The sequence below is a fragment of the Streptomyces fodineus genome (genome assembly GCF_001735805.1).
Lineage (GTDB): Bacteria > Actinomycetota > Actinomycetes > Streptomycetales > Streptomycetaceae > Streptomyces > Streptomyces fodineus.
This window is the reverse complement of sequence record NZ_CP017248.1, coordinates 6,440,247-6,461,483: the sequence shown is the minus strand read 5'-3', so window position 1 is coordinate 6,461,483 and position 21,237 is coordinate 6,440,247. Positions and strand designations below refer to the sequence as shown.

The 21,237-nt window shown below is 71.7% G+C and carries 21 protein-coding genes; 9 read left to right on the top strand and 12 right to left on the bottom strand.

The window, feature by feature from the left end:
* Window positions 1–14: 14 nt before the first annotated feature.
* The 5 genes from BFF78_RS27665 to BFF78_RS27645 form a co-directional block, all read right to left on the bottom strand.
* Complete coding sequence (locus tag BFF78_RS27665) at window positions 15–1,145, bottom strand: serine hydrolase domain-containing protein (RefSeq protein WP_193433548.1); 1,131 nt, start codon at window positions 1,143–1,145, stop codon at window positions 15–17.
* Between the two features lie 94 nt (window positions 1,146–1,239).
* On the bottom strand, window positions 1,240–2,985 hold the full coding sequence (locus BFF78_RS27660) for a TIGR03767 family metallophosphoesterase (protein WP_069780878.1): 1,746 nt from the start codon (window positions 2,983–2,985) through the stop codon (window positions 1,240–1,242).
* A gap of 199 nt (window positions 2,986–3,184) precedes the next feature.
* On the bottom strand, window positions 3,185–3,664 hold the full coding sequence (locus BFF78_RS27655) for an NUDIX hydrolase (RefSeq protein ID WP_193433547.1): 480 nt from the start codon (window positions 3,662–3,664) through the stop codon (window positions 3,185–3,187).
* A gap of 9 nt (window positions 3,665–3,673) precedes the next feature.
* Entirely contained in the window at window positions 3,674–4,660 is a 987-nt protein-coding gene (locus BFF78_RS27650) for a pyridoxamine 5'-phosphate oxidase family protein (protein WP_069780876.1), read from the bottom strand.
* Between the two features lie 2 nt (window positions 4,661–4,662).
* Window positions 4,663–5,109, bottom strand: a complete 447-nt coding sequence (locus tag BFF78_RS27645) for a VOC family protein (protein WP_069780875.1) — start codon at window positions 5,107–5,109, stop codon at window positions 4,663–4,665.
* Between the two features lie 108 nt (window positions 5,110–5,217).
* Between BFF78_RS27645 and BFF78_RS27640 the strand changes: the two genes are divergently transcribed.
* Complete coding sequence (locus tag BFF78_RS27640; protein ID WP_069780874.1) at window positions 5,218–5,760, top strand: CGNR zinc finger domain-containing protein; 543 nt, start codon at window positions 5,218–5,220, stop codon at window positions 5,758–5,760.
* A 36-nt stretch (window positions 5,761–5,796) separates the two neighbouring features.
* Here BFF78_RS27640 and BFF78_RS27635 read toward each other — a convergent pair whose 3' ends face one another.
* Both BFF78_RS27635 and BFF78_RS27630 read right to left on the bottom strand, forming a co-directional pair.
* Complete coding sequence (locus BFF78_RS27635) at window positions 5,797–6,717, bottom strand: hypothetical protein (protein ID WP_227025944.1); 921 nt, start codon at window positions 6,715–6,717, stop codon at window positions 5,797–5,799.
* 1 nt (window position 6,718) lies between these two features.
* Window positions 6,719–7,276 carry a sigma-70 family RNA polymerase sigma factor gene (locus BFF78_RS27630; RefSeq protein WP_069780873.1) on the bottom strand — a complete coding sequence of 186 codons (558 nt, stop codon included), beginning with the start codon at window positions 7,274–7,276 and terminating at the stop codon, window positions 6,719–6,721.
* A 332-nt stretch (window positions 7,277–7,608) separates the two neighbouring features.
* Between BFF78_RS27630 and BFF78_RS27625 the strand changes: the two genes are divergently transcribed.
* The gene (locus BFF78_RS27625) at window positions 7,609–8,628 is read left to right on the top strand and encodes an aspartate-semialdehyde dehydrogenase (protein ID WP_069780872.1); all 1,020 of its coding nucleotides are present in this window, start codon (window positions 7,609–7,611) and stop codon (window positions 8,626–8,628) included.
* 1 nt (window position 8,629) lies between these two features.
* Here the strand turns inward: BFF78_RS27625 and BFF78_RS27620 are convergent, their stop codons facing one another.
* Window positions 8,630–8,902, bottom strand: coding sequence for a hypothetical protein (locus BFF78_RS27620; protein WP_069780871.1), 273 nt, complete (start codon window positions 8,900–8,902; stop codon window positions 8,630–8,632).
* A gap of 116 nt (window positions 8,903–9,018) precedes the next feature.
* On the opposite strand from BFF78_RS27620, the gene BFF78_RS27615 reads away from it, so the two are divergent.
* Together BFF78_RS27615 and BFF78_RS27610 are read left to right on the top strand one after the other, a co-directional pair.
* The gene (locus BFF78_RS27615) at window positions 9,019–10,362 is read left to right on the top strand and encodes an RNA polymerase subunit sigma-70 (RefSeq protein ID WP_069780870.1); all 1,344 of its coding nucleotides are present in this window, start codon (window positions 9,019–9,021) and stop codon (window positions 10,360–10,362) included.
* A gap of 68 nt (window positions 10,363–10,430) precedes the next feature.
* On the top strand, window positions 10,431–11,189 hold the full coding sequence (locus BFF78_RS27610; RefSeq protein ID WP_069780869.1) for an SDR family NAD(P)-dependent oxidoreductase: 759 nt from the start codon (window positions 10,431–10,433) through the stop codon (window positions 11,187–11,189).
* A gap of 47 nt (window positions 11,190–11,236) precedes the next feature.
* On the opposite strand, the gene pepN is transcribed toward BFF78_RS27610, so the two are convergent.
* Entirely contained in the window at window positions 11,237–13,831 is a 2,595-nt protein-coding gene (pepN, locus tag BFF78_RS27605; RefSeq protein ID WP_069780868.1) for an aminopeptidase N, read from the bottom strand.
* Window positions 13,832–13,943: 112 nt separating this feature from the next.
* Between pepN and BFF78_RS27600 the strand changes: the two genes are divergently transcribed.
* Window positions 13,944–14,435: a DUF1203 domain-containing protein gene (locus tag BFF78_RS27600; RefSeq protein WP_069780867.1), complete on the top strand. Its 492-nt coding sequence runs from the start codon at window positions 13,944–13,946 to the stop codon at window positions 14,433–14,435.
* A gap of 19 nt (window positions 14,436–14,454) precedes the next feature.
* Here the strand turns inward: BFF78_RS27600 and BFF78_RS27595 are convergent, their stop codons facing one another.
* The 3 genes from BFF78_RS27595 to BFF78_RS27585 are packed head-to-tail and all read right to left on the bottom strand — an operon-like array spanning window position 14,455 to window position 17,692.
* A complete protein-coding gene (locus BFF78_RS27595; protein ID WP_069780866.1) occupies window positions 14,455–15,366 on the bottom strand; it encodes a LysR family transcriptional regulator in 912 nt (303 codons plus the stop codon).
* A gap of 16 nt (window positions 15,367–15,382) precedes the next feature.
* Window positions 15,383–16,297 carry a DMT family transporter gene (locus BFF78_RS27590; RefSeq protein ID WP_079161508.1) on the bottom strand — a complete coding sequence of 305 codons (915 nt, stop codon included), beginning with the start codon at window positions 16,295–16,297 and terminating at the stop codon, window positions 15,383–15,385.
* Between the two features lie 33 nt (window positions 16,298–16,330).
* Window positions 16,331–17,692 (bottom strand): MFS transporter, encoded by a 1,362-nt coding sequence (locus BFF78_RS27585; RefSeq protein WP_079161507.1) that lies wholly within the window; start codon window positions 17,690–17,692, stop codon window positions 16,331–16,333.
* Between the two features lie 104 nt (window positions 17,693–17,796).
* Here BFF78_RS27585 and BFF78_RS27580 point away from each other — a divergent pair, with 104 nt between their 5' ends.
* From BFF78_RS27580 to BFF78_RS27565, 4 genes are all read left to right on the top strand, one after another.
* A complete protein-coding gene (locus BFF78_RS27580; RefSeq protein ID WP_069780865.1) occupies window positions 17,797–18,315 on the top strand; it encodes a MarR family winged helix-turn-helix transcriptional regulator in 519 nt (172 codons plus the stop codon).
* A 159-nt stretch (window positions 18,316–18,474) separates the two neighbouring features.
* Window positions 18,475–19,017, top strand: coding sequence for a TetR/AcrR family transcriptional regulator (locus BFF78_RS27575; RefSeq protein WP_069780864.1), 543 nt, complete (start codon window positions 18,475–18,477; stop codon window positions 19,015–19,017).
* Between the two features lie 58 nt (window positions 19,018–19,075).
* The gene (locus BFF78_RS27570; RefSeq protein WP_159033072.1) at window positions 19,076–19,573 is read left to right on the top strand and encodes a DUF6463 family protein; all 498 of its coding nucleotides are present in this window, start codon (window positions 19,076–19,078) and stop codon (window positions 19,571–19,573) included.
* 124 nt (window positions 19,574–19,697) lie between these two features.
* A complete protein-coding gene (locus tag BFF78_RS27565; protein WP_472573267.1) occupies window positions 19,698–21,125 on the top strand; it encodes an IS1182 family transposase in 1,428 nt (475 codons plus the stop codon).
* The last annotated feature ends 112 nt before the right edge of the window (window positions 21,126–21,237 follow it).

Here is a 21,237-nt window from a genome sequence, read left to right as displayed (position 1 = left end):
GAATGAAACGGTGCCTAACAGAATTCCCCCTCGACGATCTTGCGCCCGTCGCCGGTCCAGTCGCCGTTCGAATTGAAGGCCAGGGAACGCCGCCCGTCCTGCGTCGTCACCGCCGTCGACGTGGAACCGTGAATGCCGCCGTCATGGCCCCACACTCGAACACCGCAGCTCAGCGGCGTCTCCATGATGCCGAGGCCATAGCCGCCCGGATACGCGGAGTCTTTCATCTCCACCGTGGTCTTCATCTCCTTCAGCTGCCGCGGCGGAAGGAGCCTTCCGCCGAGCAGGGCGCCGTAGAAGCGGTCCAGGTCGGCGGAGTCCGAGATCATCTCGCCCGCGGAGGAGGCGATGGAGGGGTTGAGGGCGGTGACGTCGTAGACGGGGCCCTTCGGGTCGGTGAATTTCGAGTAGGCCCGGCTGCTCGGCCGCGGGACGGTGAGCCTCGTACCGGGCAGGGACGTGGCCCGCAGACGCAGCGGGGCGAGGATGCGCCGCTTGATCTCGGTGGCGTACGAATGCCCCGTCACCTTCTCGATCACCATGCCGGCGACCACGAAGTTGGTGTTGGAGTAGTGCCAGGACGCGCCCGGCGCGAAGTCCGGCTTGTGCCGCATGGCGATCGCCACCAGCTCGCGCGGGGTGAGCGTGTCGTAGCGGTGCCGGTAGAAGCCGTCCTTGGTGAAGTAGGCGGATTGGAAGTCCTTGTCCTCGGTGAAGCTGAAGATGCCGCTGGTGTGGTTCAGCAGCCGGCGGACGGTGATGTGCCGGCCGTCGTGGCCGTGGCCGCGGACGACGCCCGGCAGCCAGGTGTCCACCGTGTCGTCCAGGGACAGCCGGCCCTCCGCCTCCAACTGGAGCAGGACGGTGGCGACGAAGGTCTTGGTGATGCTGCCGACGCGGTAGCGGTCGGCAGTGGAGCGGGGCTCGCCCGTGCGGATGTCGCCCACGCCGGCGGTCATGGACCAGGTGCCGTGGACGTCCGCCGCGGTGGCGGTCACACCGGGCACGCCGGCCGCGACCATGGCCTCGACGGCCTTGCGGGTGGCGGCGTGCCCCTCGCTCCCGGAGACGGCCACCGCCGGGGCGGCCACGGCCCCCGCGAGGAGCAGGGCCGCGGCACCCAGCAGAGTCGTACGTACGCGCATGTCTTCCCCCAACCTGTGTGTTCGGTGCGGTCGGGAGGACAAACCGGTGCGGCATGCGCGAAGGTTGCCCGACTGTACGCCGGTTGGGTGAATATCAGCCCTTCTTCAGCACCAGCTCCGTGTTCCGGTCCCCCGCGCCGCCCGCGAGGGTCTTGGCGGCGCCGGGGGCGTTGTAGGCCAGCTCGCGGTAGAGGGCGGCGAGGCCGGTCTGGGAGAGGTCGGTGAAGTCGGTGCGGTGCGGGGCGGCGGACTCGATCAGCGTGGTGAACACGGAGAGCGTGCCGTCCTTGTTGTCCACCAGCTCGATGATCCGCGCCAGGTGCGGGAAGTCGATGTGCGAGGCGGTGGAGATCTCCCAGAAGGAGCGGCCGCCGGAGCCCTGGTGCGGGGTGATGAGGTTCCTGTGCATGTGGCCGTTCACCCAGGCCAGCACATTGGCGTGCGCGCCGAGCACGGAGAGCACCTCGGCGCCGCTGTGCCGCTTCTCGCCCGGGCGGGCCGGGTCGGGGCGGGTGTTGTCCATCGATGTGCTGGTGTGGTGGCTGAAGACGACGGCGTAGGAGTCCTTGTTGTCCTTCAGCGTCCCATCCAGCCAGTTCAGCTGGGCGGTGCCGAGGGAGCCCTCGTAGTGGCCGCCGGCGTCGGTGGTGTCGAGGCTGATGCCGATGACGTCCTCGGAGATGCGGAAGGCGTAGTACTGGGTGCCCGCGTCGAGGTTCGCCGAGGAGTAGCCGTGCCCGACCGGGCCGAGGCCCTGGTGGGCCGGGTCGAGGTGGGCCTTGAGGTAGTCGGCCGGGGTGTAGGGGGCGCGCCTGTCGTCCGGCGTGACCGAACGCATCGAGCGGGCGTGGGCCTTGAGGAAGTCCCGGTAGCCGGCGCCCTTGGGGTCGGTGCCGTTGTTGATGGAGGCGAGGAGCTTTTTCGCATCGGCGGCCGGGACCTGCATCAGCTTCTTGCCGCCGATGGCCGCCTCGGCGAGGTAGCGGTCGCCGCGGGAGCCGTAGGCGCCGAGCGCGAGGGCGTCGTGGTTGCCGACGGTGGAGTACCAGGGCAGGTTGAGGCCGGGGCTGCGCACCTCGCGGACCGCGGCGGCCAGGAAGCCCTTCAGCTGCGGGAAGCCGAGCGCCTTGTCGTTGTCGCGGAGGGTGGCGTCGGGCTGCCAGAACAGCTTCAGACCGCTGTTCTGCACACCCTCGTAGTGCCGCGGGTCACCGGAGTTGGGGCTGATCCGGCCGCCGCTCATCACCTTCATGAACCACTCCAGTTCGGAGTGGGCGTTGTTGTCGGTGTTGTCGCCGGTGGTCATGACGAAGTGCAGCGGGGCTCCGGTGGCGGGGGCGCCCTTGAGCGCGTTCACCCGCTCGACGAGCGCGATCGCACCGGGCACGGTGAGCGCCTCCTGCGGCCGCCAGGTGTGCGGGTCGGCCGCGCGCAGGAACTCCCAGCGCAGCGGGTGCTGAACGTCCATCAGGTGCAGGTCGGTGAGCTGCACGAACGCCGCGAGGGTCGTACGGCGGCCCGCCCGGCCGGACTTGGGCGTGGCCAGCTCACCGCGCACCACGCGCGACCAGCCGGGCCCGTCACCGAGCCGGCGATAGCCGGAGCTGTTCCGGGGCGCGGCGACGGAGGCGAGGGTGGTGCCCTTGGTGTAGGGGGCGAGCGGGGTCGCGGCGGTGGCCTGCCGCGCGTGGGCGACCGGCGCGGTGGTCGCGGCCTCGCTGTCGGTGGGGCGCAGGGCGTAGCCGACGCCCGCGGAGAGCGAGACCGCTCCGGCGGCGGCGAGGACGGTACGGCGGTTGACCCCCAGAGCGGAGGTGGCGACAGAGCGTATGCGCGACATGGCGCGATCTCCCCGGGTGCGAACGCGTCGGCGGTGGTCGCGGGCCGTCGCTGCCGCGAACGCCCCGCTCCTGTGGATCGTTGGCACCGGGGATGACCTGCGCGTGAACTCGGCGGCAACGCGCAGCGCCCATCACCGTACGTGGATCACGGGGTACGGGATGCGGTCATGGAGTGGATTGCGGGCGGCCGAGGGGCAGTTACTCCTCGTTCACCTGCCGGGGCAGGGGAGGGGCCTCGGCGGTGAGACGGCCGCTCGCGGGACGTTCCCGCCAGAGCCGCAGCGCGATGTCGGCCAGGGGCACCCGGTTCAGCTCCGGCACGGCCGAAAGCTCCTGCCATGCCGCGAAATCGGTGGACCCGCCGACTTCGTAGCGGAGTTCACCGCCGATGACCTCGCCTTCGTAGACGATCCGCAGGGCGTGGTAGTCGGTGCGGCGGTGACGGGCCACGGTCAGCCGCTGCGAGTCCACGCCGAGGAGACCGGTCACCGCGATGCGGTAGCCGGTCTCCTCGCTTACCTCGCGGCGGACCGTGTCGTACGGGTCCTCGCCGTGCTCCATGCCGCCACCCGGCAGCACCCACTCGGGAGCCGGGCCGGGGCCGGGGGAACGCGCGAGCAGGATCTGTCCGTCGCGGACGCATACGGCGTAGGCCGCCACCCTCAACTTCCGTCGCATTCCCGGACGTTAGCCCGGCAGGTCCGGGTTCGCCGGTGAATATTCGGGTGCGGACCAGCGCAGCGGGAGGGCGGACGGGGTCCACAGGGCCTCGGTGAGCGTGAAGCGGACGCGGCGCTCGCCGGCCGCCGTGAACTCGGCGCGGGCCTCTCCGGTGAACTGGAGGGTGGTGCCGGTGGTCCAGTCGAGGAAGAGCAGTCCGGCGCGGGGGTCGCTGCGCAGGTTGCCGAGGGTGAGGAACATGGCGTTGCCGGGGTAGTCGGGCCAGGTCAGTTCGTGCGGGGATGCGACCTGGACGAATCCGGGGTTGCCGCCGCGGTGGCTCACGTCGGCTCCGCCGGGGTGCACGGTGGCCATGAAGAAGGTGTCGGCCCTCTGCACGAACTCCTGTTGCGGCTGGGCGAGTTCGGTCAGTCGGTGCGGACTGTCCGGCGTACGGCCATCGGGTGTCTCGTACGTCTCCCTGCGCTGGATGTATTTGGGGCAGTTGGAGAAGACCTGGTCCGCCTCGACGGCGAACCCGCGGGACGTCGGCCGCAGCCGGCCGTTGAGGCGCATACGGCGGCGGGTTCGGGGGTCCAGGGCGATGGTGCCGACGGGGGTGCCGGGGGTCTTCAGCGCCGTGGTGAGCGGGTCGCCGGCGTCGTCGCGCGGGTGCGGCTCGCCCGTGGCCGGTCGCGCCCACGCGGCGGCAGCCGTAGGTCGGCCACGGCCCCGCGCCCCTTGAGGCCGGCTGTCCCGTCCGGAGTCCGAGACGACCGACATCTGTCGCGGGCCCGTGGCCCGGACGAAGCCCGGGGTCCCCGTGAGGGCGGACGCCCACACCCTCCCCGTCCCCGGGTCCGCCGCTCCCACCACCAGTAGTGGCTGGAGTTCCAGGAAGGCCGCCGCGACCGGCTTGATGTCCTGGCCGAGGGAGCGGCCCACGTGGGCGGCGCGGTCGCGGACGCCCAGGAGGTCCTGCACGGCGAGCGAGCCCGCGTGGTAGGTGCCCATGGCTAGAAGAAGCCGCAGGTCGGGGCGTCCGCGTGAGGAGCCGGGGCGCCGTCGGGGCCGAGGGGGGCGGCGATCTCCAGGCGGATGCCGTCGGGGTCGTGGAAGAAGATCCCGCCCGAGGTGCCGCCCTCGCGGTGGGCGACCACGCCGTCATGGGCGAAGTCGACTCCGGCGTCCCGCAGCGCCGTCTCGTACTCCCGGACGCGGTCGATCGAGTCGACCGTGAAGGCGAGGTGGTGCAGTCCGGGGCGACCGCTGTCGTACGAGCCCTGGGCCTGCTGCCAGAGGGTGACGAGCGGGGCGCCGCCGCTCTCCCCCAGCATCGCCCAGCGCTGGTCGTCCTCCTTGCCCTCGGCGAGCACGGCGAAGCCGAGGAGGTCGCGGTAGAGGGCGAGTGAGCGGTCGAGGTCGGTGACGTTCAGACCGGCGTGCGCGATGCGCGGAGCCATGGTGTTCTCCTTCGAGCTGTCTAACCTTCATAGATAAGATTAGGTGGTTAGAGACAGGCGGTCAACCGGTCACATACAATTGAGCGGTTAGACGAGAGGGAGTGCCCGATGTCCACCGCCCGCGATCCCCGCCCGCTCACCGGTGAGCCCCTCGCGCTCGACCTGCTCAACACCCGGTGGAACAAGGAAGGCGTCACCCAGGACCTGCTCGGGGACACCGAGGGAATGGCGGTGTGGCTCGCGAGCAACGGGCTGGCCGGGGAGCACCCGGCCGACGCGGAGACGCTGGAGCATCTGCGCGAGGCGCGCGAGGCGATCAGGGCCGCGGTGCACGGGTCATGGGCCCAGGCCGCGCCGCTCGTGGACGCCGTACTGGCACACGGGCGGATCCGGGCCCGGCTGACCCCGGAGGGCCCCGCCGAGGAGCCGGAGTTCGCCGATCCGTCGTGGGCGCCGGCCTGGCTCGCCGCCCGGAACTACCTGGAGCTGATCACCCGGGCCCCGGAACGCATCCGGACCTGCTCCGGCGGCAGCTGCATCCTGCACTTCTTCGACACGTCCCGGAACGGCACCCGCCGCTGGTGCTCGATGGCCGCGTGCGGCAACCGCGCGAAGGCGTCCCGGCATTACGCGCGCTCGAAGGACAACTGACCGCATCACGCGCCATACGGGACACCCCCACCCTGGTCACGGCCTGTCGGCCGGCGCCCCCTCGGTGGGGCAGGTCAGGTGCCGGGACCTGGGCAGCGCCTCGGTGATCCAGGCACGGTCGACGGCCACGCGGGTGTCCCCGACGGCCCACAGGCTCGCTTTGCGCTGCCCCACGCCGACCTGGACCAGTACGTGCTGGCCCGGGCGCGGGGCCGGTCGCGCGCCGCCGTCGAGCAGGAAGACGACCCGGGCCGGGCCGTGCGCGGGCTTGTAGGAGCGGATCACGGTCAGCGTGATCCGGGACCAGGGACTCGGCTTCCGCGGCTCCACCTCGGCCACGGTGCCCTCCACGACCAGCCGGGAGCAGGCCAGGTCCAGTTCCGGGTCGGACGGGCGCCCGCCGTCCCCGGAGACCTTGGCCCGGGCGTCGCCCGCGCTCCTGCCCGCGGCGCTCGCGCTGGTGTCGTCCGAGGCACCGGTGTGCGTCACCATCCAGCCGAACCCGACGACCAGGGCGAAGGCCGCGGCCCCGGCGAGCGAGGCGAACGCGATCCGCAGCGCCCGGCGCGGTCCGGAGGGCCGGCCGGGGCGCGGAGGCCGACCTAGGCGCGCGGGCCGGCCGGGGCTCAGGGGCCGGTGCCCTGACCTCACCGGTCGCGTGACATCGCGCGGGCGGGACGCCGGCCGAGGGCTCACGGCCCCCTCGGCGGGCGCCGCCCCGTCCGCCCGCTCCCCGGTCAGCGCCTCCGCGAGCCGGGTCAGCTGATCCTTCAGCACCGCCAGATCGGCCTCGGCCGCCCGGTGTTCGGCGAGGAAGCCCGGATCGCGGTGGGCCTCCTCCGGCAGCGGTTCCCCCGTGATGGCGGCCATCAACGCGTCCATACCGCCGTACTCCCCGGCGTTTGCGGCACCGTCCGTGCCGTCCGCCCCCTGCGCACCCCCGAATCCGGCGGTCACGTCACACCACCTCGTCCTCGTGCAGACGGTCGCGCAGAGCGCGGATCGCCGTGTGCAGCCTGCTCTTGACCGTGCCCTCGGGGATGGCCAGCTCCTCGGCGATGGCCCGGACGGGCAGGTCGGCGAAGAAGCGCAGGACGACGACCTGCCGCTGGGCGGCGGGGAGTTCGTCCAGGCCCTGGGCGACGGCGAGGGAGAGCAGGCTGGTCTCCTCCCCGGAGGGGCGCGCGGGCTCGCGCAGCGCGGCCAGCCGCTCCCCCAGCCGGTCCCGGCGCCGCTTGGCCCGGTGCCAGTCCATGGCGAGATTGGAGGCGACCACCGCCGCCCACGCCGACACGTCCCGCGGCGCCTGGCGCCCGCTCGCGGTCCGCTCCAGCAGCCGCAGCCGTACCTGCTGCACCCCGTCCGGCAGGTCCGACTGCGGCACCCCGCCGAGCGCGAGCACCGCCCGCACCCGGCGTTCCTGGGCCGCGTCCAGCGGATCGTCGCCGGTACGGTCCCCGCGGTCCGTACCGGCGGCGTACTCGCCCTGGTCGCGGCGCGCCCCTCCGCGCAGCACAGGCCCACCCCCTCACGCGTTCGCCCCTACGACGCGGCGGCGGGCCGAAACGTTCGGACGGGTCTTCGGCGGTCCGCAGAGGCGTACGTCACATCGCCGTGTGGCGGGGGACCGCACGGGCAGGGGCCGGACAGCACAGCTTGCGGCCCTGGCCCCCGCCGGAGGGAATTTCTCCAGCTCACAGGGGTGTCCGGCGGAGGTACGGAACCGTCCGCCGGGTGATCGTGTCCCACTCCTCGGGCACGCCTCGCAAAGAATTGGACAGCATGACCGGGGTCGGCCGCATGATGGAAAAGCCCCGGTCATGGACGAGACAGATAGAGGGAGTCGCTGTGAGGGTCGGAATCGTCGGAGCCACCGGTCAGGTCGGCACGGTCATGCGCAGGATCCTCACGGAGCGCGACTTCCCGGTGACCCAGCTGCGCCTGTTCGCCTCGGCGCGCTCGGCCGGCACCGTGCTGGACGGCGTGACCGTGGAGGACGCGGCGACCGCCGACTACACCGGCCTGGACATCGTGATCTTCTCCGCGGGCGGCGCGACCTCCAAGGCGCTGGCCGAGAAGGTCGCCTCCCAGGGCGCCGTCGTGATCGACAACTCCTCCGCCTGGCGCAAGGACCCGGACGTACCCCTGGTGGTCTCCGAGGTGAACCCGCACGCGGTCGCCGACCGCCCCAAGGGCATCATCGCCAACCCGAACTGCACCACGATGGCCGCGATGCCGGTCCTGAAGCCGCTGCACGAGGAGGCGGGCCTGGAGGCGCTGGTCGTCGCCACCTACCAGGCGGTGTCCGGCTCCGGTCTCGCGGGCGTGGCCGAGCTGCACGGCCAGGTGCAGAAGGTCGCCGCCGAGGCCGACAAGCTCACCCACGACGGCCGGGCGGTCGAATTCCCCGAGCCGAACGTCTACAAGCGCGCCATCGCCTTCAACGTGCTCCCGCTGGCGGGCTCCCTCGTCGACGACGGTCTGAACGAGACCGACGAGGAGCAGAAGCTGCGCAACGAGTCCCGCAAGATCCTGGAGATCCCCGCCCTGAAGGTCTCCGGCACCTGCGTGCGCGTCCCGGTCTTCTCCGGCCACTCCCTCCAGGTCAACGCCCGGTTCGCCCGCCCGATCAGCCCCGAGCGGGCCACCGAACTGCTCGGCGGCGCCCCCGGCGTGGCCCTCTCCGACATCCCGACCCCGCTGCAGGCGGCCGGCCAGGACCCGTCGTACGTCGGCCGCATCCGCCGCGACGAGACGGTGGACAACGGCCTCGCCCTGTTCATCTCCAACGACAACCTCCGCAAGGGCGCCGCGCTGAACGCGGTCCAGATCGCGGAGCTGGTGGCGGCGGAGCTGTCCGCGAAGTAGGTCACCTGCCGGGCGCACGGGCGGTCACGGTCACGTGGCCGCCCTTCGCCGTGTCCACGGCCGCCGCCGGCAGCGCCCGGCCCGCGCCCACGACCGGTACGGCGGTCGGGCCCGGCCCCTCCGCGAGCCGTCCGCCGGCCACGGCGCCGAGCACGATGGCGGTGGTGGACACCCCGGCGAACAGCGCGGACACCGTCTCCCGGGCGCGGGGTGCCGCGACCGCCGGCCGGTACTGCGCCGAGCCGGACGCCCCGCCGTACGCCGGCTCCCGCACCAGGAGCGGCAGCGGGACGCGGAAACGGGGGACGGTACGGGAGTTCGCGCGGGTGCTGACGGATGCGGCCCCGGTGCACGAGGATCACTGACCGACGGACCCCACGGGAGGCGGCCATGGACATCTGCGCGAGCTGTGGCGGGCCCCTTCCGGTGCGGGCCGGCCGTCGGGGCCGTAGCTCGGTGTACTGCTCGGCGGCGTGCCGGCAGAAGGCCTACCGGGAACGGCAGGACGGCGGCGGGGGCCTGGAGGAGCTGATCGAGTCGGTCGGCCGGCAGGCGGACGCACTGGTGCCGAGGCCGGCCTCCGCCCTGTACGCGGGCGTGACCGAGCTGTCCGCCTCCGTGGCCCGGCTGCGCCGTATCGCGCGGCTCGCGCAGGAGACGGCGGAGCAATCCGTCACGGAGACGGGTGTGACGGAAATCCCCGGCCCCGACAGCCCGGATTCCGTCACGGACTCCCCCGTGACGGAAACCGACGAGCCGCCCGCCGCCGGGCCGCCGTTCGACGAGACCGGCTTCGCCGCCCTCACCGAGGCGCACCGCCGCGAGATCCGCGCCCACTGCTACCGCATGACCGGCTCCTACGACGACGCCGAGGACCTGGTCCAGGAGACGTTCCTGCGTGCCTGGCGGGCCCGGGACGGCTATCAGGGCCGGGCCGGCGTCCGTACCTGGCTGTACCGCATCGCCACCAACGCCTGCCTGGACTTCCAGCGCCGTACCGCCCGCCGCCCGCAGGCTTACGAGCCGCTGCCCGGCATGGACCACGGCCCCGGCGAGCCACCGGCCCGTATCACCTGGCTGCAGCCCTGCCCGGACGACGAGCTGCCGGACAGCGCCGCGCAGGCGCGCGAGACCGTGGAGCTGGTCCTGCTGGCCGCGCTCCAGCACCTGCCCGCCCGCCAGCGCGCCGCGCTCGTGCTGCGCGACCTGCTCGGGCTCACCGCCGCCGAGACGGCCAAGGCCCTCGGCACCTCCGTGGCCTCGGTGAACAGCGCGCTGCAACGGGCCCGTCCGGCCCTGCGCGAGCAGCTGCCCGCGAGCCGCACCAACTGGACGGCCGCCCCGGCCACCGAGGCCCAGCGGGCCGCGCTGCGGCGGTACATGACGGCGGCCGAGCGGCTCGACTTCGACGCGATGACCGAGCTGCTGGCCGAGGACGTCACGCTCACCATGCCGCCGAACCCGTTCTGGTTCACCGGCCGCGACGCGCTCCTCGCCTTCCTGCGCCCGAGCCTCGACCCCGCGTCCCCCCTGTTCCTCGGCCACTGGCGCCACCTGCCCGCCCGTGCCAACGGGCAGCTCGCGGCCGGGGGTTACGTCCGCCGTCCCGGTACGAACGTCTACCGCGCCCAGGTCCTGGACGTGCTCCGCTTCGACGCCGAGGACCGCATCGCGGAGATCACCTCCTTCGAGCCGCATCTCTTCGCGGCGTTCGGGCTGCCGCTGCGGCTGTGAGCGATGAGCGCCGAAGGCGCCGTACGTCTGTACCGGTGAAACGAACGACACACCTCAGGGAGTTCACCATGCTGCTCACCGACAAGACCGCGATCATCTACGGCGCCGGAGGCTCGATCGGCGGTGCGGTGGCCCGCGCCTTCGTCCGCGAGGGCGCCCGGGTGCATCTCGTGGGCCGTACCCGGGGGACGCTGGAGGCGGTGGCCGCCGACCTCAAGGACGCCGAGATCGCCGTCGTCGACGCCCTCGACGAGGCGGCGGTGGAGGAGCACCTCGCGGGCGTCGGCGACGTCGACATCTCGTTCAACCTCGTCACCCGCGGCGATGTGCAGGGCGCCCCGCTCACCGACATGCCCGTCGACGACTTCCTGCGGCCGGTGATCAACGGCGCCCGCGCCAACTTCATCACCGCCCGCGCCGCCGGGCGCCGCATGGCCGAGCGCGGCTCCGGGGTGATCCTCACCCTCAACAGCGGCTCCGCGCACGGCAGTCCGATGATGGGCGGCACGGGACCGGCCGATGCCGCGATCGACACGCTCGTACGGAATCTGGCGATCGAGCTCGGTCCGCGCGGGGTGCGGGCCGTGGGGCTGTGGGCGGCCGGGGTGCCCGAGACGTTCACCGTCGAGAAGCTGTCCGCCGTCAACCCGGCGATCGACGAGGCCGCCGTCCAGGGCATCGTCGACAACCTCGCCACGATGCGCATGACCCGCCGCAACCCCACCCTCGCCGAGGTCGCCGCCACGGCGGTCTTCCTCGCCTCCGACCAGGCGGCCGGTATCACCGGCACGTTCGTCAACGTCACCGGCGGGATGGTCGCTCGCTGAGCGGGGAAGGGCGCCCGGCGCGCAAGCCGGGCGCCCTCACCGCCGTCCTACCGGCCGGCCGCCGCGTCCGCGGCCTGCGCCCGCAGCGCCCGCTCGATGCCCGAGCGGGACTCCGAGACGAGGCGGCGCAGGGCCGCGTTCGGCTCGGCCGCGGCCAGCCAGGTGTCGGTCTTGGCCAGGGTCTCCTCGAAGACCTGGACCGACGGGTACAGGCCGATGGCGATCTGCTGGGCGATCTCGTGCGAACGGGAGTCCCAGACGTCCTTGACGACCTCGAAGTACTTGTCCGCGTACGGCGCGATCAGCTCACGCTGGTCGGTCTGGACGAAGCCGGCGATCACGGCCTCCTGCACGGCGTTCGGCAGCTTGTCCGAGTCGACGACCGAGGACCAGGCCTCCGCCTTGGCCTCCGGCGTCGGGCGGGCGGCGCGCGCCGTCGCCGCGTGGCGTTCGCCGGCCGCCGTCTTGTCCCGCTCGTACTCGCCCGCGATCTCCGCCTCGTCGAAGCGGCCGACCGCCGCGAGACGCTCCACGAACGCCCAGCGCAGTTCGGTGTCCACGGCCAGGCCCTCGACGCTCTGGGTGCCCTCCAGCAGCGCCTCCAGCAGGTCCAGCTGCTCCGGGGTGCGGGCCGTCGCCGCGAAGGCGCGGGCCCAGGCCAGCTGGTGGTCGCTGCCCGGCTCGGCCGCCCGCAGGTGGGCCAGCGTGGCGTCGGTCCAGCGGGCCAGCAGGGGCTCGCGGGCGGCCGGGTCGGCGTACAGCTCGATCGCCAGCTTGACCTGGCGGTGCAGCGACTGCACGACGCCGATGTCCGACTCCTTGGCGATGCCGGACAGGACCAGGGAGAGGTAGTCGCGGGTGGGCAGTTCGGCGTCCCGCGTCATGTCCCAGGCCGATGCCCAGCACAGGGCGCGCGGGAGGGACTCGGTGAAGTCGCCGAGGTGCTCGGTGACCACCGCGAGCGACTGCTCGTCCAGGCGGACCTTGGCGTACGACAGGTCGTCGTCGTTGAGCAGGATCACCGCCGGGCGGCGCTCGCCCGTCAGCTGCGGTACGGCCGTCAGTTCGCCGTCGACGTCCAGCTCGATCCGGTCGGTGCGCACCAGCTTGCCGGAGTCGGCGTCGAGGTCGTACAGGCCGATCGCGATGCGGTGCGGGCGCAGCACCGGCTCGCCCTTGGCGCCGGCGGGCAGCGCCGGGGCCTCCTGGCGGACGGCGAAGGAGGTGACGACACCGTCGGCATCCGTGGCGATCTCCGGGCGGAGGATGTTGATGCCGGCCGTCTCCAGCCACTTCTTCGACCAGGTCTTCAGGTCGCGGCCGGAGGTCTCCTCCAGCGCGCCGAGCAGGTCGGACAGGCGTGTGTTGCCGAACGCGTGCGCCTTGAAATAGGCCTGCACGCCCTTGAAGAACTCGTCCTCACCGACGTACGCGACCAGCTGCTTCAGGACGGAGGCGCCCTTGGCGTAGGTGATGCCGTCGAAGTTGACGAGGACGTCGTCCAGGTCACGGATGTCCGCCATGATCGGGTGGGTGGACGGCAGCTGGTCCTGCCGGTACGCCCAGGTCTTCATCGAGTTGGCGAACGTGGTCCACGAGTGCGGCCAGCGCGAGCCGGGGGCGGCGGCCTGGCAGGCGATGGAGGTGAAGGTGGCGAACGACTCGTTCAGCCACAGGTCGTTCCACCACTCCATCGTGACGAGGTCGCCGAACCACATGTGGGCCAGCTCGTGCAGGATCGTCTCCGCCCGCACCTCGTACGCGGCGTCGGTCACCTTGGACCGGAAGACGTACTGGTCGCGGATGGTGACGGCGCCCGCGTTCTCCATCGCGCCCGCGTTGAACTCGGGCACGAACAGCTGGTCGTACTTCGCGAAGGGGTAGACGTAGTCGAACTTCTCCTGGAACCAGTCGAAGCCCTGCCGGGTCACCTCGAAGATCGCGTCCGAGTCCAGGAACTCGGCGAGCGAGGGGCGGCAGTAGATGCCCAGCGGCACGCTCTGCCCGTCCTTCTCGTACACGCTGTGCACGGAGTGGTACGGGCCGACGATGATCGCCGTGATGTACGTCGAGATGCGCGGGGTCGGCTCGAAGACGTGCTGGACGGTGCTGCCGTCCGGGTCCGCGGCCGTGGCCTTCGCCGGCGAGTTGGTGATCACCGACCAGCCCTTGGGCGCGGTGACGGTGAACTCGAACGTGGCCTTCAGGTCCGGCTGCTCGAAGGAGGCGAACACCCGGCGGGCGTCCGGGACCTCGAACTGGGTGTAGAGGTAGGCCTGCTCGTCGACCGGGTCGACGAAGCGGTGCAGGCCCTCGCCGGTGTTCGTGTAGGCGCAGTCCGCGACGACACGGAGGACGTTGCGTCCCTCCAGCAGCCCCGGCAGGGCGATCCGCGAGTCCTTGAAGACCTCGGCGGGGTTCAGCTGGTCGCCGTTGAGGACCACCTCGTGGACGGTCGGCGCCACCAGGTCGATGAACGACTCCGCCCCGTTCCGGGCGACGTCGAAGCGCACCGTGGTCACGGACCGGTAGGTACCGCCCTCCTGCGCGCCGGAGAGGTCGAGATCGATCTCGTACGAGTCAACGGTGAGCAGCTCGGCCCGCTGCTGCGCCTCTTCGCGAGTCAGGTTTGTGCCAGGCACGCGGTCATCTCCTCGATATGTGTCGGTTGCGTCATCCTTCCATGCCGTCGACCGGGAGCGCGATGTCCGTATCCCGCCGGTGGGCGGGGCACCGCGGCAGGACCCTGGGCCCATGACGACGACACCGCAGACGACGACGTACACCGCACGCCCCATCCCGTCCGAGGTCCTCGCGGAGCTGCTCACCGCTGACGACGCGGGCCGCCCCGCGGCCCCCTTCACCGACGAGGAGGGCGGCGCCCCGCTGCGCTGCTGTCTGCGCCGCAGCGCGCCCGGCGAGCGGATCGCCCTGGTCTCGTACGCGCCCCTGCGCCGCTGGGCGGCCGAGACGGGTGCCGAACCGGGGGCGTACGACGAGCAGGGCCCGGTCTTCCTCCACGCCGAGGACTGCCCGGGCCCGTCGACCGGCCCCGCCCTGCCCCTCACGAACGCCCACCGCGTCCTGCGCCGCTACTCGTCCGCCGGCCGCATCCTGGGCGGCCGCCTGACCGACGACGACTTCCCCTCCGCCCTCACGGAGGCCTTCGCCGACCCGGAGGTGGCGGTGGTGCATGTGCGGGCGGTGGAGTACGGGTGCTTTCTGTACGAGGTGCGGCGGGGCTGAGGCTCTCCGGCAGAGGGGTTCACCCCCGATTGACACCGGCGGTGGCCGCATGCCGGAGAGCCTCCAGTACCCGGGCCACCACCCGCCCCGTCTCCCCGCCCCTGCGTACCGCCGCCGTGACATGCCGGACGGGGCCGTCAGGCCCCAGGTCCCGCATCGCCACACCATCTCGGCGGGCCGCGGCCATGCGCGGGACCAGGGCCACGCCCATGCCCGCTTCCACCATGGCGAGGATCGCGGTCCAGCCGGAGGCCGAGTGGCCCTGGTGGGGGCTGAAGCCGGCGGCCTCGCAGGCGCGGCGGGTGATGTCGGACCAGGGGCCGCTGCCGCCGAAGATCCAGGGTTCGGCGGCCAGGTCCGTCAGGGTCAGGGAGTCCGCGTGGGCGAGCAGGTGGCCGGGGGGCAGGGCCACGTCCAAGGGGTCGGCCAGCAGGGGGACTTGGGTGAAGCGGGGGTCGGCCGCGCTGGGGGCCGACGCCGCGAGGGACAGGGCGAGGTCGGCCTCGCCGGCGGTCAGCAGGTCGTAGGCCTCGGCGGCCTCCGCCTCCCGCACGCGGACGGTCACCCCGGGGTGCGTGTCCCGCAGGGCCCGTACGGCGGGTACGACCAGGGCGGGGAAGGAGGTGGAGAACGCGGCGACCCGGACCTCCCCCGCCTCCCCCTGGACGTACGCCGCCAACGCGGCCTCGGTGCGCTCCAGTTGCTCGAAGACCGGTTCGGTGTGGGCCAGCACCAGGCGGGCCGCGTCGGTGAGCCGGACCCGGCGGCCCCGCGCCTCCAGCAGGGGGACGCCGAGCTGCCGGGAGAGGTTGGTGAGTTGCTGGGAGACCGCGGAGGGGGTCATGTGCAGGGCCTCGGCCGTGGCGGTCACGGTTCCCCGCTCGCGCAGGGTGCGCAGGATCTGCAGCTTGCGGATGTCCCACTCGGCCATGCCGGAAAGCTACACGTCAACGGCGTGAACCCGCGCCCAGCACCACCCCGCCCAGGATCAGCGCCATCGACAGCAGCTGCGGCGGGCCCGTCGTCTCGCCGAGTACGGCCCAGGACAGGACGGCGACACAGACCGGCTGGAGGTGGTAGACGATGCCCGCGCGGGTCGCGCCGATCAGGGTGATGGCCTTGTTCCAGGCGAAGAAGGCGACCGCGGAGGAGGCCACGCCCACGTAGAGAAGGGGCAGGACCGTGCCGGGGGTGGGGGTGAAGCCGCCCTGGACGGTGACGCTCGCCGCCTGGACGGGCAGGAGGAGAGCGGTGCCGACGGCGAACGTGGTGCACAGGAAGGCCGTGCCGCCCAGTTCGGTGGGCTTGCGGCGCAGCAGCGCGCTGTAGCCGGCGAAGCAGCAGGCGGCCGCGATCATCCACAGGTCGCCGGGCGAGAAGGCCGTACCGCCGCCGAACAGCAGCGCCACGCCCGCGCAGGCGATGAGCAGCCCGGTGGTGCGCCGGGCGCCGAGCCGTACGCCGCCGAGCCGTTCGAACAGCGCCATGAGCACCGGCGAGGCGGCCATGATCATGCCCATGGTGGCGGCCGGGGTGGTCAGTCCGGCCTGGTTGACGAGCGTGTTGTAGGTGGCCACGCCGAGGAAGGACGCGAGCAGGACATAGCGGGCGTGGTGGCGGATCAGCGCCCGCTGCCGCCAGGCCTGGCGGGCGCCGAAGGGGGCCACGGCGACGAGGGCTACGACCCAGCGCCAGAAGGCGTGCTGGACGGGCGGGACGCTGTCGTGCAGGCCGCGGGAGGCGACGAAGCTGCCGGACCAGACGAGGGTGGCGAGCGCGGCGAGGGCGAGGCCGGCCGCGGGGGCGGCGGCCTGGCGGGCGGGTGGGGCGGAGGCGGTGGTCCTGGGCAGGACGGCGGCCACTGGGTTCCTTTCGGTGGGTGGGGTGTCCGTGCCCTACCGTCGCAGCACCGGATTCGTCAGGTCCATCGAATCTTTTCGACGATTCCTTTCAGTCGAACTGAAAGATCTGCTCCCGGCGGCGCCGCCCTGGGCCACGGTCGCCGGGAGCGGTCGTACCGCCTCCGCCGGGAGCCGGCCCTCCACCCGGACCAGGAGGGCGGCGGCCACCGCCGAGGTCGCGATGAGGACGGCCCACGGTGCCCGGCCGTCCACGGCGAGCAGGGCCGTGAACAGGGAGGGCGCCACGGCCTTCGCCAGTGACCAGGACATCTGGTACGCCGCCAGGTACCGGCCGCGCACCGCTTCGGGCGCCGCCGCCACCGCGAGCACCTGGGACGCGGGGCTGTGGATCAGCTCGCCGAGGGTGTAGACGACGACCACCGCGACCAGCGCGCCGCCCAACACCGTGTCGGAGGCCGGTCGTACGGTGCCGAGCACGATCTGCGCCGCGAAGGCGGTCGCGAACAGGCCGCCGCCCAGCGCCGCCGCCCGGGTGCGCCGGGCCCCGGCCCTGCGGACCCACGCGCCGACACCGACCCCGGCGACCGCGCACAGCACGGTGTTGAGGGTGAAGGCGGCACCGGTGAGAACCGAGGGCCCGTGCAGCCACTCCACCATGAACAGCGGGAAGAGCACCGACAGGGCCGAATAGCTCAGGGCGTTCAGGAAGTTGGCGCCGGTGACGACCAGGAAGGGCCGGTCGGTGAGGACGAGGCGGTAGCCGGCGCCCGCCCGGCGCGCGGCCGGGGGCCCGTCGGCCGTACGCACCGGCGGCAGTGGCCGCACCGGCCGCAGTGGCCGCAGCAGCAGCGCCGCGAGCGCGAAGGAGAGGGCGTTGCCCCAGGCCGCGTACGTGTAACCGGCGCTGCCCGCCAGGGAGATGACCAGGGTGGCGAGCAGCGCGCCCGCCCCGTTGCCGGCGTTCTGCAGCGCGCGCGTCGACGCCTGCAGCCGGTCCTGTCCGGCCCCGCTCGCCACCTCGCCGATCAGGGACTGCTGGGCAGCGGGGAAGGCCCGGTCGGCGGCGGCCGTGACCAGGGCGACGGCCGCGAAGGCGGCGAGGGAGTGGGCGAAGGGGTAGAGGGCGAACCCGGCCACCCGGACGCCGTAGAGCGCGTACTGCACCCGCTTCGCGCCGTACCGGTCCACCGCGGTCCCGGCGAGCGGCAGTACGGCGATGCCCGCGAGGCCGGTGGCGGTGAGCACGGCGCCCACGACGGTGAAGGACAGTCCGGTGACGGCGTGGAAGAAGACCAGGGTGAACGGGACGTACATGCCGGTACCGACGCCGTTGACGGCTGCGGTGACGGGCAGGGCCCATGCGCCGGGTATGCGCTCGTTCTCTGTTGGCACCATGACCTGACCCCCTGAAGCAACTTGGTTGAAAGTAACTTAGCACTAAGCTACTTTCCAGCAAGTCACTTTCTTGCCGGTAACCACCCGAAGGGCATACTCGGCACATGAGCGCAGGCAAGGATTCGGTGGACGCGATCGTCGACCAGTGGGCGGCCGTGCGGCCCGACCTCGACTCCAGGGCGATGGAGGTCTTCGGGCGGATCTACCGCCTCTCCCGCACCATGGGCGACCGCATGGAGAAGGCGTACCAGCCCTACGGCATCTCACGCGGCGAGTTCGACGTGCTCGCGACCCTGCGCCGCTCCGGGGAGCCGTACGCCCTCTCGCCGCGCCAGCTGTCGGCCACCCTCATGCTCACCACCGGCGGGATGACCGGCCGCCTCGACAAACTGGAGAAGGCCGGCCTGCTGCGCCGCTCCCCCGACCCGCACGACCGCCGGGGCCTTCAGGTGACGCTGACCGAGAAGGGGCTGGACGTCATCGACCGCGCGGTCGGCGAGGGCCTCGCGGTCCAGACGGCGGCCCTGTCGTTCCTCGACGACGAGCAGGCCGGCCAACTGGCCGGCCTGCTCAGGGAATTGCTCGCGGGTACGCTGGAGGCGCCGCGCCGAGAAGGGGCCTAGGAGCGTGTCTCAGTAACCAGCCACCAGTGCGCCTTTGGGTGTGAATCTCGTGGCATGGGTGGGGCGCCGGGGAATCCGGCGCCCCACCCATGCCACTTCCTCGGCCACGCCTGTTAGCCTCCTCCATACCAAACCTTTTGGTATGGAGGAGAGGTCAAGGTGGGTGCGGAGAGGTCGGCGTGGCTGGACCAGGGCTTGACGTTGCTGGCGCAGCAGGGTGCGCCCGCAGTGACGCTGGATCGGTTGTGTGAGCGCATGGGCATGTCGAAGGGCGCCTTCTATCACCACTTCGGATCGATGCCGAAGTATCGGATCCGCTTGCTCGACCACTTCGAGGCCAAGTGCACCACGGCGATCATCAATGGAGTTGAAGCGTCCGACACGCTTCCGGCCCGGGAGCGGCTGGCCAGGCTCCTGGCTGAAGTGACCAAGGACGCCGGCCCGCCGCTGGAGATCGCGATGCGGGCCTGGGCGAAACAGGATCCCGAGGCGGCGCGGGTGCAGGAGCGTGTCGACGCAACCCGCATTGGATATCTGCGGGATCTGTGCGAACAGGCCGGCCATGGCAGACCGGATCAAGTGGCCAAGATGCTCTATCTGATGTTGGTCGGGGCGGAGCACCTCACGCCCCCGCTCCCGAAGCCAGAGCTGCGCGGCATGTACGAGCTGCTGATGCCGCTGCTGGACCGGTCGGCCTCCTGACTTCGTCGGCGATCGAGATGGATCCCTCACCCGACGTTCCCGGAAGGAACACAGCGTCATGAATGCCTCCGCCCGCCCCGAATCCCGTACATCCAACGCCAGAGGTCTCCGTCTGTGGGTTCCCCGCCTGATGCTCACTGCCGCAGCGGTGCACATGATGGTGGGCGTCATCGCCTCGTACGCGTACTGGAGCGGCATCGTCTCCGACGGACTGTGGAACACCGTCCGCAACGACAACTACACCCGCATGATGGCCCTTTGGTTCATGATCAGCGGAGTTGCCTTCTTCGGCCTTGGGCTCCTTTCCAGAAGAGTCGTGATCGCCGTAGGCGCGATGCCCGTGGAGACCGGATGGATCCTGCTGGCACTCGGAATCCCGGTGGCCGTACTGGAACCGGTCTCAGGTGGCTGGTCACTGATTGCCATCGGCGTGCTGGCGGTGGTGGCGTCGCGGCGCGACAGTGGCATGACGGACTTCGACCGATCGGGCGGTCGACGAGCGGGAGGAACGCTCGCTCCAGGCGCGGCCCCACTCAATACCGCGCCCTCTGAATAGGTGCTCTGCACCAGAGTGCGGTTCGTGATCATTCATGCGGGATGATCTCGGCATGAGTGGTGGCGATGGGCTGTTCGAGGTCGAACCGGTCGAGAAGAAGCAGCCGCAGGGTCGTCCGGCATCCGTGGACAAGACGTTCCGGGACTTCGACCCGCACCAGGTCCTGCTGCTGCCCCCGTCGCTGGACGACTGGCTGCCTGAGGATCATCTCGCCCGGTTCGTTGCCGACCTGGTCGACGAGGTGCTTGACCTTTCCCCGATCCTGGCGAACTACACCGAGAAGCGCGGCTACCCGCCCTACGATCCACGGTTGATGGTGCGACTGCTGATCTACGGATACAGCACCGGTGTTCGTTCTTCGCGGGCGATCGAGCGTCGTTGCGTCGATGATGTCGCGCTCCGGTTCCTGGCTGCCGACCAGGCCCCGAACTTCCGCTCGATCGCCCGGTTCCGCCGCCGCCACTTGGATGCGCTGGCCGACCTGTTCACCCAGTCGCTGCACCTCGCGCAGAAGCTGGGCATGGTCAAGATGGGCCGCGTCGCGCTGGACGGCACGAAGCTGGAAGCGAACGCCTCCAAACACAAGGCGATGAGCTACGGCCGCCTGGTCGACAAAGAAGAGCAGATCGAGGCTGAGATCGCCGAGTTGGAGGCGAAGGCTCGAGGTTTGCTGGCCGACGCCGAGGCCACCGACGACGCCGAGGGCCAGGTCTTCGGAGTCGACGGCAACGAGGCGGACCTGCCAGCCGAGCTGGACCGGCGGGAGAAGCGGCTCGCGAAGCTGCAGGCCGCCCGCGCGCAGATCGAGGCCGAGGCCGCCGACAAGGCCCGTCGCCACGCAGAGGACAAAGAACGCCGCCGCCAGCAGCGCGCCGGTACCAGCGATGAGCAGGCTGTCGCTGACGCCGGCGAGAAGGCCGCCGCGAAGGCACGGCCGAAGCCCAAGGCCCAGGCGAACTTCACCGACCCTGACTCGCGGATCATGAAGAACAGCGACGGCGCCTACATCCAGGCATACAACGCCCAGGCCGTCGTCGACGAGCAGCATCAGGTCATCACAGCCGCCGACATCACCACCAACGCCTCGGACGCGCTGAACTACACCACCATGCTGGACCAGTCCACCGCCAACACCGGCATCCACCCCAAGCAAGTCTTGGTCGACGCCGGATACTGCTCCGAGACCAACCTCGAAGCCGCACGGGACCGCCAACTCGACTGCGACACCAGCACGTTCATGGCCACCGGCCGTCTCGGCCACGACGAGCAGGTCCTGCCCGCACCCCGCGGACGCATCCCCAAGAACGCCACGCTGAAAGAGCGCATGGCTCGCAAGCTGCGGACGAAACCCGGCAAGGCTGCCTACAGCCGCCGCAAGGCCATCGTCGAACCCGTATTCGGCCAAATCATGACCTGCCACAGCGGCCGCCAACTCCTCCTCCGGGGCGAGGACGGAGCCCGCGGCGAGTGGCGACTGCTGGCCGCCTGCCACAACCTTCGCAAGGTCTTCCGGCACGCCGGAACCACCGCCCTCGCCACCCTGGCCGGCTGACCGACCGAGCCTCGCAGCTCGTCACCGGCCCCCACCCGGTCGCCCCCCCACGACCCGCACCCCGACCGCCCTCACGGCTGTCCGCGGGGCGGCCGCGACCGACCCAATCAAT